General features: G+C 40.4%; 1 protein-coding gene. It reads right to left on the bottom strand.

Going from position 1 to position 17,361, the window contains the following annotated elements:
• Positions 1-18: 18 nt before the first annotated feature.
• Positions 19-17,337 (bottom strand): non-ribosomal peptide synthase/polyketide synthase, encoded by a 17,319-nt coding sequence (locus T3H97_RS12775; protein ID WP_328802756.1) that lies wholly within the window; start codon positions 17,335-17,337, stop codon positions 19-21.
• Positions 17,338-17,361 lie beyond the last annotated feature (24 nt).

Genomic DNA, 17,361 nt, shown 5'->3' with positions numbered 1-17,361 from the left:
CTTAAATACAAACTCTTTTTATTCGAAGTTATTCAATACGTCTTCAAACTCATCCATATTCAGATCGTCTACTGTAAAATCACTGAGTGTAGCTTCTGAATAGTCCATTTCTGCACAATGGGTTATTATGTTTACTAAATGCTTTTTAAAACTCACCGCTACCCCTTCAATAGTACTCTTCTCATACTCGCCCTGGTTGTAGCTAAAGTTTAATTCCAGCTTCCCGCCTTCTACAGTTCCGCCGTTAATATCAATACAATACTCACTTTTATAGTTTGGTCCTGTAGACTCTCCGGCAGGAATATCAGACACTCCAAATAAATTGTCTACATTATCCTGGTTGAATTGACCGAGGTAATTGAAGCTTATTTCAGGGTTTAGATTAAAGTTTAAATCGGCTTTGTTTTCCGGCAAGGTAAGATATTTTAGTATGCCGTAACCTATCCCTTTGTTAGGTATCTGCCTGATGTTTTCTTTTACCGATTTGATCATGCGGGAAATATCGAGTTGTCCGCTGACATCTAACACCACGGGATACTGGGTGGTGAACCATCCCACGGTCCTGCTTATGTCAATGTCTTTAATGATTTCCTCCCTGCCGTGCCCCTCCAGACTGATCAGAACCTTATCATTTCCGGTCCATTCCCTCACTGCTAATCCCAAGGCGGTAAGCAATATGTCGTTTACTTCTGTGTTATAAGCATGGTTTACCCGCTTTAGCATCTTCTCAGTCTCTTCAATACTCAGCTCGATCTTGACGCTATTGTTATTCATATACCTTCTTTCTTCAATCTCTCGGTCTTTTGGAAGCGGTATTGTTTCAGTTTTTTCCAAATTGGTCCAGTAATTTATTTCTTTTAATAGTTCAGGGCTATTGGCATACTCATCAAGCCTCTGTGCCCAATCTTTGAAAGAGTCGGTCTTGTTGCTGAATTTTATTTCATCATTGTTTAGCGCCTGTCTGTATCCTATGTCCAAATCTTCCAGTATGATTCTCCACGATACCCCATCAACTACAAGGTGGTGAATAGCTATTAGCAGGTGGTCCCCTTCTTTAGTCTTAAACAGACCAACCTTAACTAAAGGACCGTTATACAAGTCCATGCTCCTCTGAATCCTCGACGCTTCCAGCTCTATTTTTTCCCGGTAATTATAGCTGTCCCTAAGGTCTACAATTTCCAATGAAAAATGTTCACCTTCAAGGTTTTTGTTGTATTGGAGTATATTTTGATCCTCTATTTTTACCACTGTTCTAAAAATATCGTGGTGCTCTACAAGCTTTGACAATACTTTTCGAATAATAGCTTCTTCAAATCCGTTACGCCCATATATCATTATTTCCTGATTAAAATGATGGATATCCTTGCTGTCTTGTTTATACAACCATCTTTGTATAGGTGTTATCGGTACTATGCCTTCTACCGGGCCTTGATGAATTCTTCGGCTTGTAGATTGTATATATTCGACGAGTTCCTCAATTACAGGATGTTTGAATAAGTCCCGCATTTCAAGCTTTAGCCCATGGACGTTAAGACGCGACATTACCTGTATGGCTTTTATTGAGTCTCCTCCAAGGCTGAAGAAATTATCTTTTACCCCGATGTTTTCAGTTTTTAGTACGTCTTCCCATACTTTGGCCAGTATTTCTTCTCTTTCGTTTCTAGGAACTACATGCTCTACTCCGGTATTAATATTCCCCTGTGGTTCAGGCAATGCTTTCCGATCAATTTTACCGTTGGCATTAAATGGCAGCTGTTCCAGCATCATGAAATATGCTGGTACCATGTAGTCAGGTAGTTCGTTTAAGAGATGCTCCCTTAGCTCGGAAATGGTCAATTCATTTTCCCCTACAATATATGCACACAGGTACTTCTTCCCTTGCTGCTCTTCCTTTGCAATAACCACTGCTTCCTTAATAGCAGTGTGCTTCACCAGATGTGCTTCAATTTCTCCAAGCTCTATTCTAAAGCCTCTTATCTTTACCTGGTGGTCGATCCTGCCCATGAATTCGATGTTCCCATCAGGAAGCCGCCTTACTAAGTCCCCTGTGCGGTACACTTTTTCGCCGGGAATAAACGGGTTAGGTACAAATTTTTCTGCTGTCAGTTCAGGTCTATTCAAATAGCCCCTTGCAAGACCGCTTCCACCTATCACAAGTTCACCGGCCACTCCTACAGGAGTTAATTGGTTGTGCTTGTCCAGTATATAAAGGTATACATTCTGTAAAGCTTTCCCTATAGGTACTGTTATAAGTTCTTCTGCTATTTTCTTTGTTATACTGTAACCCGCTGCATATATCGTGGACTCTGTAGGCCCATAGATATTTTCCAGAGATGTGTTCTCTGAGACATCGAAAAGCTCATGGACAAGCTTTTTGGGCAGCGCTTCTCCAGCAGCAAAAATATACCTGAGAGTTGATGGCAGTTTTATACCATTATCTTTTAAAGTCTGTACCATTATATTCAGCATTGATGGTACAAAGTTTACATGGGTTATCTTATGCTTGTTTATTACCTCTACTAACTCCATAGCTTCCTTTTCCACACCTTGGCGTGATATTACAAGCTTTCCTCCGTTGAGGAACCAGCCAAATATCTCAGCTACGGATACGTCAAAGGTATAAGTTGTTTTAAATAGAAAAGCGTCTTCCGCTTTAAGCGGATACATGGCCTGGAGGGCTGTAATTATGTTTACAACGCTAGTATGCTCAATCATTCCACCTTTGGGCTTCCCTGTCGAACCTGATGTATAAATGACGTACGCAAGGTCCGAGGGTTTGTTTACATTTTCAAGCTTTGAGTTCTCTTCATTTAAATATTCTTCCTCCAGATATATAATATCCGCATCAATCTGCTTATTTTCCATAAAGGTCCTGGAGGTCAAAAGGATCTGGGAACCACTATCGTCCAACAAATACTTTATCCTTGTATCAGGATAATTAGGATCTATCGGCAGATACGCCCCTCCAGCTTTCAATATGGCAAATATCCCCACAATCATCTCAAATGAACGTTCGGCCATAATTCCTACAATACGGTCAGGCTTTACCCCTTTGTTCCTCAATACTCTGGCCAAATGATTTGCCTTTCCGTTCAATTCCCTGTAAGTCAAGTGCTTGTCTTCATATACCACAGCTATGTTGTCAGGTGTCCTTTCCACCTGCTCAGCAAACAGCTCATGTATGGTTTTGTCCTGCGGATAGTCTTTCTTAGTATCATTAAAGTCTATCAGCAACTGCTTTCTTTCTTCATGACTTAATATAATAAGCTTGTCAACTGACCCTTTGGGGTTATGGATAAACATATTTAAAATATTAATAAAATAGTCTATACACTCTTCTGCCTGTTTTCTTTCCAATACTTTGTCCGAGTAGATCAAGCTTATATTAAGATCATCGAATGTATTACTTACTGTAAAGTCAAGACTTGTATTGGTTGCTTCATATTCATCAACTGAAATTCTATCTTTAACATCACCGATTTCTTTGTTTATTATCTCGTTATATATATGAAAATCCACATAATTGAATATGGTATCAAATAAAGGATTTTCCTCTTTGTTTTCTTTTCCGCCCAGGATATTTATGATCTCAAATAAAGGCAGTCTTCCATAAAGCTTTAAGTTTATTAATTTCTTTTCTGCAACTTTTATCAATTCCTCCCATATATCGATTTTATCAAAACACATTTTGACGGGAACCGTATTTAAGAAGCACCCCAGCATCTTATCTCCATCTTCGCATACAGGTCTGTTATTTTCTACCAAACCTACGACAAAGTCATCCTCGTATGAAAGCATATTGAGCATATAAGTGTATGCAGCAAAGCAAAGTGTCTTTAAGCTTACATCATATCTTCTGGCAGTACTTCTTAAATCACCTAAAAATTCCTGACTTAAATGGCGTGTTACATGGTCTACTTTATAAGATTTTTTTGTTTTTCCATGAATATTTGCAGGCATATTCAACCTTTTATATACACTTAATTCCTCTCTCCAATAATTAATTACTTCCTGGTTGTCCTTAATTGTCATTTGGTCTGCTATATAATCTTTATAGCTGCATTTAAGCCGTGTTGGTATATAATCTTTTTCTTGCTTAAGCTTAGAGTATAGGTTTGAAACTTCCGTAATCAATGAAGCAACACTCCAGCCATCCAGGATAGCATGGTGGAATATCAGAACCAGACAAATATGGTTTGCGTCAAGTTTGAATATTCTTATCCTCCAAAGGGGCTTTGATATATCAAACGGATTCGCTCTGTCATTTTCCAAATATTTGTTTATATACTCAACCTGCCCTGTCCTGCTAAAATTCATGATATCTATCTGCTCAATATCAAGACTACTGCCCTTGTAAACAATTTGCACAGGAGTTTCAAAATCCTCTAAATTAAAAACCGTCCTTAAAATATCATGTTTTGACGTCATTAGAAGCATCGCTTCTTTAAATGCTGGGAAATCAAAGTCTTTGTCATTCAGATGAAATGCAAATTGGTCATGATAAACTGCATTTTCATAGTCTTTTTTGGAATGATAAATCATACCCAGCTCTATGTGACTCATCGGATATATATCTTCCATGTCCGAAGGTAACTTTTCTGAGAGAGTTTCATTCATCAATATTCGCTGTTTAAATAACTCCAGTTCTTCCCTTGCTTTACCCATCTTACTGTTAAAAGCTTCCGTATCTTTTACTTTTAAGAATGCAGACAATCTCTCAATATCAGGATTCATGTATATATCCCTGATTTGGATGTTTATATCCAACTTTTTGCATATTGTGCTGACTAATGATATTGCACGTATAGAATCTCCGCCTATTTTAAAGAAGTTGTCCCTTATTCCTACCTGTTTTGCTCCAAGCACTTCCTGCCATATTTCAACCAGTTTCTCTTCCACTTCATTCCGCGGCGCTACATATTCTGTTCCCGTACTCATACTTCCGTCAGGCTCGGGCAATGCTTTCCTGTCTATTTTTCCATTAGGGGTCAATGGCAGCTTTTCCATCTGCATAAAGTAAGAAGGGATCATGTAGTCCGGGAGCTCTTTTGACAAGTGTTCCCTCATCCCCTGTACGGTTATTTCTTGATCCGGTACGACGTACGCACAAAGATACTTATTTCCGTCAGCTCCTTCTTTGTCCAATACCACCGCTTCTTTTATTGCTTCATGCTTTAATAACCGGTTCTCTATTTCACCCAGTTCTATCCTGTAGCCTCTTATCTTTACCTGATGGTCGATCCTGCCCAGATATTCTAGGTTGCCGTCAGGCAGCCACCTTGCCAGGTCACCTGTCCTGTACATCCTTTCACCCGGTGCGAATGGGTTTGCTGCGAATTTTTCTTCTGTAAGTTCCAGTCTGTTCAAGTACCCTCTTGCCAGTCCATCCCCTGCTATGCATAGTTCTCCCGCTACTCCTATCGGCTGCAGGCCCTTTTCCTTACTGACAACATACAACTTAATGTTATCTATGGGCTTTCCTATAGGTACAAGCTCCAATTCTTCTTCCGTAGAGCAGCCAAAGTAGGATACATCTACTGTTGCTTCTGTTGGTCCGTACAGGTTATGCAGGCTTGTTCCTTTTTCTTTGTACAGCAGCTTGTTGAACTTTTCTACTTGCTTCAGGTTCAGTGCTTCTCCACTGGCAAATACCTGCTTTAAGCTTGCTATTTCCTCTATTATCCCCTTTTCCTCTACATACTCTAAAAATACACTCAACATGGATGGTACAAAGTGCATTGTGGTAACTTTATTTTTTTCGATTGCCTTCACGATTTCTTCCGGATTTTTTTCTCCTCCCGGTATCAGCAGGCAGACTTTGGCCCCAGTAAAGCTCCACCACAATAATTCCCATACCGATACGTCAAAGGTATAGGGAGTTTTCTGCAGGATCACATCACCTTCAGCTATCGGGTATTGCTTCTGCATCCAGTTGATCCGGTTGATTACGGAGTAGTTCTCTATCATTACCCCTTTGGGTTTGCCGGTAGAACCGGATGTATATATTACATAAGCCAAGTTTTCAGGTTTACTAATTAACTTTGGATTTGATACATCCCCAGTAAATAGTTCCTGATTTTCTATGCTAATAAATTCAGCATTTCTGTAACTACCTTTAGCATTTATAAATTTATCCTGTATCAGAATAATTTGGCTGCCACTGTCATCAAGCATAAACTGGATCCTGTCTTCAGGGTATTCAGGAGCTATGGGTAAATAAGCCCCCCCAGCTTTTAGGACAGCCATGATCCCTATGATCATTTCCGGGGAACGTTCTACCATAATTCCCACTACACTATCAGGTTTTATTCCCTTTTCTCTTAATTTTCTGGCCAGTTGGTTTGCCTTTTCGTTTACTTCCTTATAAGTCAGCTGTTTATCTTCAAACACTACAGCAATATTATTGGGTGTCCGTTCCACCTGTTCCTCAAAAATCTGATGGATGGTCTTTTCCCGAGGGTATCCTGCTTTTGTATTATTAAATTCATATAATATTTGATGTTTTTCGTCTTGTGACAGCATATCAATTTCTAATAGCCTTTTTTCAGGAAAGGCTGCTGCCTCTTCCAATACATTAAGGTAATGGGCAATAAGCCTTATAACTGACTCTTTCTTAAACAACCTGGTAGCATACTCCAATTCAAATGCAATACCGTCCTCTGTTTCCTCAGCGTTTAAAGTCAAGTCAAACTTGGATATTCTTACTTCACTGTCATAGGGCATAAACCTTAGCCCATCCATCTTCACTTCTGATGCCTCGATATTTTGCAGTACAAACATAGTATCGAAAAGTGGATTTCTGCCCAGATCCCTTTCCAGGTTAAGCTTATCTACCAGTTCTTCAAATTGGTAATCTTGGTTTTCGTAAGCCCTTAAGGAGTTTTCTCTTACTTCATTAAGGAAGTCCACAAAAGTCTTTCCACCTTGAGGGTGATTCCTCATGGCTAGCGTGTTTACAAACATACCAATAACGTCCTGAAGATCAGTATGCGGCCTTCCTGCAACGGGACTTCCAACTATAATATCTTCCTGTCCGGTGTACTTGGATAAAAGGACATTGTATGAAGCTAAAAGTACCATGTAGAGCGTGGCACCATTATTCACTGCAAGTTTGTTCAGTTTAACAGCAAGCTCCTTGCCTGCTTTGAAACTGATCACATCTCCCTCAAAACTCTGTATAGCTGGCCTAGGGTAGTCTAGCGGCATATTAAGCAAAGGAATTTCTCCTTTGAATACTTGGAGCCAGTATTCTTCCTGCTTACTAATTGTCCCATCAGCAAACAGCCTGTTCTGCCATACGGAAAAATCCTTGTACTGAATCTTAAGTTCCGGAAGTTCCTTACCTTCATACAGGCTCATAAATTCTCTTACCAGTATGTCGTCAGACACCCCGTCAGATATAATATGGTGCTTATCAAACATCATAATATATCTGTCTTCTCCAACTTTTATAAGCCCAACCCTAAGTAAAGGAGCCTCATCAAGGTCAAAGGTCCTAATAAATTCACTGGCTATTTTCGCAGCTCTTTCCTCATCGGTTTCCATATACATAACACTAAAATCCACATTGCTATGGACCTTTTGTACCGGTTTACCATCTATCATATGGAATGAGGTACGGAAAGACTCATGTCTGTCAACAAGCTCCCTAAAAGCCTGTTCAAAGCGCAGTTTATCGAGTTTGCCTTCAATTAGCATAATACCAGGCATGTTGTATGCCATCCCAACTGCGTCAAGCTGGTTTAGAATATACAGCCTTTTCTGGGCGGATGAAATTGGATAGTACTCCATCTCCCCAGCCGGCCCAATAGAATGAAATACACTCTCCTTTGCAATCTTGATGCACTCGGCAACTTCAGACATATTTGGGCTCTTAAATATTTCTTTAAGCGGTATGTTTACATTGAACTCTTTGTGAATCCTGGCAATAAGATTTGCTGCCCTTAAGGAATGTCCCCCCAGCTCAAAGAAATTGTCGTTTCTTCCCACTTTCTCTATACTAAGGATATCCTGCCACAACCCCGCAAGTTTCTCCTCCACTTCACCCAAGGGTGCGACATACTCTATTCCAGCATCGATATTGCCGTCAGGTTCGGGCAATGCCTTCCTATCTATTTTGCCATTGGGAGTCAGCGGCAGCTTTTTTAACTGCATAAAATAGGATGGTATCATATAGTCTGGAAGGTCCTTTAAGAGATGTCCCCTTAGTTCTGCTATTGTTAATTCATTTTCCCCTGCCACATAGGCACACAGATACTTGTTTCCCTTCTGATCTTCCCTTGCAATAACCACTGCTTCCTTTATTGAAACGTGCTTTAGCAGTTGTGCTTCTATTTCCCCCAGCTCTATTCTAAATCCCCTTATCTTTACCTGATGATCTACTCTTCCTAAAAATTCCATATTCCCATCAGACAGCCATCTGGCCAGATCCCCTGTACGATACATCCTTTCCCCTGGTATAAACGGGTTAGGTACAAATTTTTCAGCTGTCAGTTCGGGCCGGTTTAGATATCCCCTTGCAAGCCCTTCTCCCCCTATGCACAACTCACCCAAAACCCCTGTAGGCTGAGGTCTCAAGTGTTTGTCAACAACGTAGTATTTTATATTTTGCATTGGCTTTCCGATAGGTACACTCCCGGATTCCAAATAGCTTCCCAGTCTCTTTTCGTAATAACTGGAATCTATGGTGGACTCAGTAACCCCATAGCTATTAACAACCCGCAGTTTCTCTCCATACCAGGATTGTAATCTTTCATAATCTTCCACAGAGAGAGTATCTGATCCAAGTATAAGCAACTTGAGGCTATCAATAATCAAAGCATTATCATGGATATAATCCATAAGAGGAATAATCAGTGCCGGTGTGGATTCAAAGATGGTTATTTTATGGGTTTTAATAAGTGAATATAATCGTGCAGGATCGTATCTCTCCTCGGATGAACAAATAACCATTTGGCCTCCGTTGAGCAGCGTTCTCGAAACATCTCCCACAAATACATCAAAAGAAAAACTTGCGATTTGCAACAGCTTTACATCCATATCCGCAAGCCTATATTCCTTTTTCCATGCGTAAGATATGTTGACAAGACTTCTATGCTCTATCATGATCCCCTTTGGCTTTCCTGTGGTTCCTGATGTATAAATGACATATGCTAAATTACAAGATTTATTAATGACAGGAAGATTTTCTGTTCTCCCGTTGTAATTCACACAGTCATCAAAGCTTATAATATCAAGATCAAATTTAATTTTTTCTTTATGATGTTCTTGCGTAAGAATAATTCCAGCCAAGCTGTCATCGATCATATATCTGATTCGTTCTTCAGGATATTCGGTGTCTATGGGTAAATACGCGCCTCCTGCTTTAAATACAGCAATTACACCTATTATCATTTCTATGGACCGGTCTACCATTATAGCTACTACACTGTCAGGTTTTAATCCCTTGTCCCTTAAGATCCAAGCCAGTTGATTGGCCTTTTCATTAAGTTCTCCGTAAGTCAAGTATTTATCTTCAAATACTACTGCTATGTTATCAGGCGTCTTTTCCACTTGTTCTTCAAATAGCTCTTGTATGGTCTTATCCTTAGGATATTCTACTTTTGTATCATTGAAGCCATAGATTATTTGCTGTTTTTCCTCCTGGGACAACATATTTATTTCCGACAACCTTTTAAACGGATTTGCGGTTATCTCTTCCAACACGTTAAGGTAATGAGCCGCCAACCTTTTTATAGTCTCTTTTTTGAAAAGCCGAGTACAATATTCAAAGCTAAAAGCCATACCATCTTCACGCTCTATTGCATCAATGGATAGGTCAAATTTTGATATTCTATACTCTAGCCCGTTATTAAAAGGTCTGAAGCTTATACCAGGTACTGCAAATTCTACCTTAGAGGCATTTTGCATGGTAAACATAGTATCAAACAGTGGGTTTCTGCTCATGTCCCTCTTCAAGTTAAGCTTCTCAACCAGTTCTTCAAATTGGTAATCCTGATTGTCATAAGCCCTTAGAGCGTTTTCTCTTACTTCATTCAAGAATTCTACAAAGGTACTATCTCCCTTGGGGTAATTTCTCATAGCCAAGGTATTTACAAACATACCAAGGATATCCTGCAGGTCTGAATGTGGCCTTCCGGCTATAGGGCTTCCAACGATTATGTCTTCCTGTCCGGTGTGCTTAGACAGCAATATGTTGTATGCCGCGAGCAGTGTCATGTAAAGCGTAGCCCCATTATCCCTTGCAAGCTTGTTTAATTTATTCGTAAGCTCACTGCCTGCTTCAAAGCTAAAAAAATCCCCTTCAAAGCTTTGTATTACAGGCCTTGGATAGTCTAGCGGCATATTCAGTACAGGTATTTCTCCCTGGAATGCTTGGAGCCAGTATTCCTCCTGGCTGCTAATTCCGCCCTCATCAAACAGTTTATTCTGCCATACAGCGTAGTCCTTGTACTGTATCCGAAGTGCTGGAGGGTTGTTTCCTTCATAAAGATCCATAAACTCACGAATCAGTATGTCCATGGAGACACCATCGGATATAATGTGATGCATATCAAACATCATAAGATGCCTGTCTTCTCCCGTTTTTACAAGCTCTACCCTTAGCAGAGGAGCCTTGCCAAGATCAAAAGGTCTGGCAAATTCCCCAGCATACTCTGCGGCTTTTTCTTCGTTAGTTTCAAAGTACATCACGCTGAATTCCACATGGTCATGAACCTTCTGGACCGGGTTACCATCGATCATGTGGAACGATGTTCTAAGAGTCTCATGCCTTTTTACCAACTGCCTGAAGACTTCCTGGAAACGCGCTGTATCAATGCTTCCTTCCAGCAGCATAATACCAGGCATGTTGTATGCTGTCCCTGCCCCTTCAAGCTGGTTTAGTATATACAGCCTTCTTTGTGCAGATGACATAGGGTAGTATTCCATTTCTCCTGCCGGTTGGATTGACTGATATAGGCTCTCCTTTGAGTCTTTAATATATCTGGCAATTTCTAAGATGGTTGGTGTCTTGAATATTTCCTTAAGAGGTATGTCTATATTGAACTCTTTGTGAATTCTTGCTACAAGGCTTGTTGCCTTTAACGAGTGTCCCCCAAGCATAAAAAAGTTATCATTTCTTCCTACCTTCTCTATTCCAAGGATATCCCGCCACAACAGCGCAAGTTTCTCCTCTATTTCTCCCGAAGGTACTACGTATTCTACGCCGGTATTAACATTGCTATCGAGCACAGGCAATGCTTTCCTGTCTATTTTTCCATTAGGGGTCAATGGCAGCTTTTCCATCCGCACAAAGTAGGAAGGGATCATGTAGTCCGGGAGCTCTTTTGACAAGTGTTCCCTCATCCCCTGTACGGTTATTTCTTGATCCGGTACGACGTATCCACAAAGATACTTATTTCCGTCAGCTCCTTCTTTGTCCAATACCACCGCTTCTTTTATTGCTTCATGCTTTAATAACCGGTTCTCTATTTCACCCAGTTCTATCCTGTAGCCTCTTATCTTTACCTGATGGTCGATCCTGCCCAGATATTCTAGGTTGCCGTCAGGCAGCCACCTTGCCAGGTCACCTGTCCTGTACATCCTTTCACCCGGTGCGAATGGGTTTGCTGCGAATTTTTCTTCTGTAAGTTCCGGTCTGTTCAAGTACCCTCTTGCCAGTCCATCCCCTGCTATGCATAGTTCTCCCGCTACTCCTATCGGCTGCAGGCCCTTTTCCTTACTGACAACATACAACTTAATGTTATCTATGGGCTTTCCTATAGGTACAAGCTCCAATTCTTCTTCCGTAGAGCAGCCAAAGTAGGATACATCTACTGTTGCTTCTGTTGGTCCGTACAGGTTATGCAGGCTTGTTCCTTTTTCTTTGTACAGCAGCTTGTTGAACTTTTCTACTTGCTTCAGGTTCAGTGCTTCTCCACTGGCAAATACCTGCTTTAAGCTTGCTATTTCCTCTATTATCCCCTTTTCCTCTACATACTCTAAAAATACACTCAACATGGATGGTACAAAGTGCATTGTGGTAACTTTATTTTTTTCGATTGCCTTCACGATTTCTTCCGGATTTTTTTCTCCTCCCGGTATCAGCAGGCAGACTTTGGCCCCAGTAAAGCTCCACCACAATAATTCCCATACCGATACGTCAAAGGTATAGGGAGTTTTCTGCAGGATCACATCACCTTCAGCTATCGGGTATTGCTTCTGCATCCAGTTGATCCGGTTGATTACGGAGTAGTTCTCTATCATTACCCCTTTGGGTTTGCCGGTAGAACCGGATGTATATATTACATAAGCCAAGTTTTCAGGTTTACTAATTAACTTTGGATTTGATACATCCCCAGTAAATAGTTCCTGATTTTCTATGCTAATAAATTCAGCATTTCTGTAACTACCTTTAGCATTTATAAATTTATCCTGTATCAGAATAATTTGGCTGCCACTGTCATCAAGCATAAACTGGATCCTGTCTTCAGGGTATTCAGGAGCTATGGGTAAATAAGCCCCCCCAGCTTTTAGGACAGCCATGATCCCTATGATCATTTCCGGGGAACGTTCTACCATAATTCCCACTACACTATCAGGTTTTATTCCCTTTTCTCTTAATTTTCTGGCCAGTTGGTTTGCCTTTTCGTTTACTTCCTTATAAGTCAGCTGTTTATCTTCAAACACTACAGCAATATTATTGGGTGTCTTTTCTACCTGCTCTTCAAACAGTTGATGTATAGTCTTATCCTTAGGATACCGGACCTTTGTATCGTTAAAGTCATATAGTATTTTCTGCTTTTCTTCCTGTGAAAGCATATCAATTTCTGACAACCTTTTTCCAGGATAAACCGTTATCTCTTCCAGAACATTAAGGTAATGGGCTGCAAACCTTTCTACAGTCTCTTTCTTGAACAGCCTTGTGGCATATTCCAAATCAAATGCAATACCTTCCTGGGTTTCCCGAGCATTTAATGTCAAGTCAAATTTGGATATTCTAAATTCATTTGTATAGGGTATAAACTTAAGCCTATCTATCTTCAATTCTGATGAGCCGGTATTTTGCAATACAAACATAGTATCAAAAAGAGGATTCCTGCTCATATCCCTCTTTACATTAAGCTTTTCCACCAGTTCTTCAAACTGGTAGTCCTGATTTTCATAAGCCCTTATAGAGTTTTCCCTTACTTCCTTTAGAAACTCAGCAAAGGTCTTTTCTCCCTGGGGATAGTTCCTCATGGCTAAAGTATTTACAAACATACCTATTATGTCTTGTAAATCTGTATGAGGTCTTCCAGCTATAGGGCTTCCCACTATAATATCTTCCTGCCCCGTATACTTAGACAGCAGTATGTTGTATGAAGCAAGCAATGTCATGTAAAGAGTAGCCCCATTATCCCTTGCAAGCTTAATAAGTTTTCCCGTAAGCTCACTGCCTGCTTCAAAACGGATAAAACCTCCGTCAAAGCTTTGAACCGCAGGCCTTTGGTAATCTACTGGCATATTCAGCACAGGAATTTCTCCATTAAATTCCTGGAGCCAGTATTCCTCCTGCTTCTTTATTTTGTCCCCAGCAAATAGTTCCTTCTGCCAAACAGAATAGTCCTTGTACTGTATACGGAGGGAAGAAGGGTTATTTCCTCCATACATATCCATGAACTCATGTACCAGTATATCCATGGACGTACCGTCAGATATGATATGGTGCATGTCAAACATCATGACATGCTTGTCTTTTCCCGTTTTCACAAGGCCTACTCTTAGCAGCGGAGCAATTCCAAGATCAAACGGCTTTATAAATTCTTTTACGATTTCCCCCACTTTTTCTTCGTCAGATTCTAGATACACTACACTAAAACCCACAGGATCATTGATCTTCTGGACGGGTTCACCCTCTATGAAATGGAAAGATGTTCGAAGGGTCTCATGCCTATTTATAAGCTGTTGGAAGGTCTTCTGAAAAAGCTCCAGATCAATACTGCCTTCAACCAGCAAGCTGCCTGGCATATTGTATGCTGTCCCTGCTCCTTCAAACTGATTTAATATATACAGCCTTCTTTGGGCTGATGACATAGGGTAGTATTCCATCTCTTTAGCAGTTTGGATGGATTGATATATACTCTCCTTTGCTTCCTTCATATACCTTGCTATTTCCGCTATAATTGGAGCCTTAAATATTTCCTTAAGAGGCATGTCTATATTGAACTCTTTGTGAATTCTCGCTACAAGGCTTGTAGCCTTTAAAGAGTGTCCACCTAACATAAAGAAGTTGTCATTTCTTCCTATCTTCTTAATTCCAAGGATGTCTTGCCAAATCAGTGCAAGCTTCTCTTCAAATTCGCCTATAGGCGCTTCATACTCTATTCCCGTATTTATATTACCTTCGGGTTCAGGCAATGCCTTCCTGTCTATCTTGCCATTAGCTGTCAATGGCATTTTTTCAAGCTGCACAAAGTATGATGGTACCATGTATTCGGGCAGTTCTTTTAAGAGATGCTCCCTTAGTTCTGATATTGTCAGCTCATTTTCTCCCGCTATATATGCACACAGGTATTTACTGCCCTGATGGTCTTCCTTTGCAATCACCAAAGATTCCTCAATTGAAGGATGCTTTAGCAGTTGTGCTTCTATTTCACCAAGCTCTATCCTAAAGCCTCTTATCTTTACCTGGTGGTCTATTCTACCCAGGTATTCCATTTCTCCATCAGATAATAACCGGACCAGGTCTCCAGATCTATATAACCTCTCTTCCGGCTTGTACGGATTTTGAACGAACTTTTCCTTTGTAAGCTCCGGTCTTCCAAGATATCCTCTGCAAACTCCGTCTCCTCCTACACAAAGCTCTCCGGCTACTCCAATGGGAACAACTTTCATGTTCTTATCCATTACATATGTTGTAAGGGTTGGTATAGGCCTTCCTATGCTGCTCACATTAGATCTAATTTCTTCCTCTTCTATCTCTTTATATGTGACATGCACTGTTGTCTCGGTTATTCCATACATATTGATGAGTCTAGTCTGCGGGTACTTCTTTCTCCATTCCTTCAACAATGCAGGCTTTAATGCTTCCCCTCCGAATATGACATATCTTATCTTAAGTTCTTTTTCTTCATATGATACTTCTTCATTGGCTATATTATAGAAGGCTGAAGGTGTCTGATTTAATACGGTCACCTTCTCATTCCTTAGAATTCTCAGATACTCTACATTGCTGCGTGCTGTCATTTTAGGAACTACCACCAATCTGCCCCCATATAACAACGCCCCGTACATCTCCCATACGGAAAAATCGAAACTCATAGAATGAAACATAGTCCATACATCATTTTCGTTAAAATCAAACTGCATTTTACTGTTAAATAACAGCCTTACTATGTTTCTATGCTCTATCATTGCCCCTTTGGGTTTACCTGTAGAGCCTGAGGTATATATTAAGTAAGCTAGATCGGAAGGTTTATTTACCTCCGATAAGTTATATTGTTCATCTGAATATTCCTGCTCATCTTCTAAATTTATTACTGTACCTATTGATGTATATTTGTCTATAAAATGTGATTGGGTCAACAGGATCACTGCCCGGCTGTCTTCCAGCATATGACTTATTCTTTCCTCAGGATAATCTGGATCTATGGGAAGATATGCCCCTCCTGCTTTTAATACCCCTAGGATTGCTACTATCATCTCAAGTGAGCGTTCTGCCAGAATACCTACGATACTGTCCGGTTTGACTCCTTTAGCCCTTAATACATGGGCCAACCCATTTGATTTTTTATTGAGTTCACTATATGTAAGCTTTTTACCCTCAAATACCACAGCTACATGATCAGGGTTCTTCTCTGCCTGCTCTTCAAAAAGCTGATGGATAGTCTTGTTTTTAGGATACTGTGCCTCTGTAGCGTTAAAGGTATATAGGATTTGCTGTTTTTCTTCCTGTAACAGTACATCAATTTCCCACAACCTTTTTTCAGGGCATGCCGTTATCTCTTCAAGAACGGTTAAGTAATGGGTTCCAAACCTTTTTATTGTCTCCTTCTTAAACAGCCTGGTACAATATTCAAGGTTAAATGTTATACCTTCTTGACCCTCTACCACTTCAAGCATAAGGTCAAATTTTGCCTTTCTGCCTTCCAGCCAGTTGTTGTATTGTTTGAAGTTTATACCCGATGCTGCAAATTCTGTCTTGTTTGAAGTGCGCAGTGCAAACATAGTGTCAAAAAGAGGATTCCTGCTCATGTCCCTCATGAGATTAAGTTTTTCTACAAGTTCTTCAAACTGGTAGTTCTGATTTTCAAAAGCCAAAAACGCATTTTCCCTTACTTCCTGCAAGAATTGGACGAAGGTCTTTTCTCCCTCAGGATAGTTCCTTATGGCCAAGGTATTTATAAACATACCAATGATACCCTGCAGGTCAGCATGGGGCCTTCCGGCTACAGGACTTCCAACTATGATGTCTTCCTGTCCAGTGTATCTGGACAGGAGTACGTTATATGCAGCCATCAGTACCATGTATAAGGTAGCTCCATTATCTGTTGCAAGCTTATTTAGTTTGACTGAAAGTTCAGGGTTTATTTCAAAGCTTACAGCATCTCCTTCAAAACTTTGTACCGCCGGTCTTGGATAGTCAGTAGGCATATCCAGTACCGGTATATCACCCTTAAATGTCTGGAGCCAGTATTCTTCCTGCTTCTTTATTGAGTCTCCGGCAAACATCTCCTTCTGCCATACAGAAAAATCCTTGTACTGTATCCGTAGTGGCAAAAGGGTCTTCCCTTGGTACAAATCCAAAAACTCACTCATAAGTATATTGACTGATATACCATCTGATACTATGTGGTGCATGTCAAACATCATAACACGCCTGTCTTCGTTCGTTTTTACAAGTCCTACTCTCAGTAATGGAACTTGGCTAAGATCAAAGGGCGTTATGAATTCTTTGACTATTTCTGCTGCTTTTTCTTCATCCAGTTCCAGGTACGTAATACTGAAATCCACGTAATCATGAACCTTTTGTACTGGTTCACCCTCAACCATATGAAATGATGTGCGCAGAGCCTCATGTCTTTTTACTAGCTCCTTGAATGCCTGTTCGAAGCGTACTGCATCAATGTTTCCTTCCAGCAGTACGACGCCTGGCATGTTATATGCAGTACCTGCTCCTTCAAGCTCGTTTAGTATATACAGCCTTTTCTGGGCAGATGACATAGGGTAAAATTCCTGCTCTCTGGCAGAAGGTATTCCAGAAAAGGCATTTGGCGTATATTTTGAAACATCTTTTCCTTTTTCTTTTAGCATCGTCTCAAATAGCTTTCTTTTTTCTGGAGAAAGAGATTCTATTCTTTTCATCAAATTATCCATAACTTCGTCCCTCTTCTCTATTTC

Origin of the sequence: Paenibacillus sp. LX16 (assembly GCF_036252815.1) — a bacterium.
GTDB lineage: Bacteria > Bacillota > Bacilli > Paenibacillales > Paenibacillaceae > Paenibacillus > Paenibacillus polymyxa_B.
Note: the sequence above shows the minus strand (reverse complement) of the source record. Positions and strands in the feature narration are given on the sequence as shown.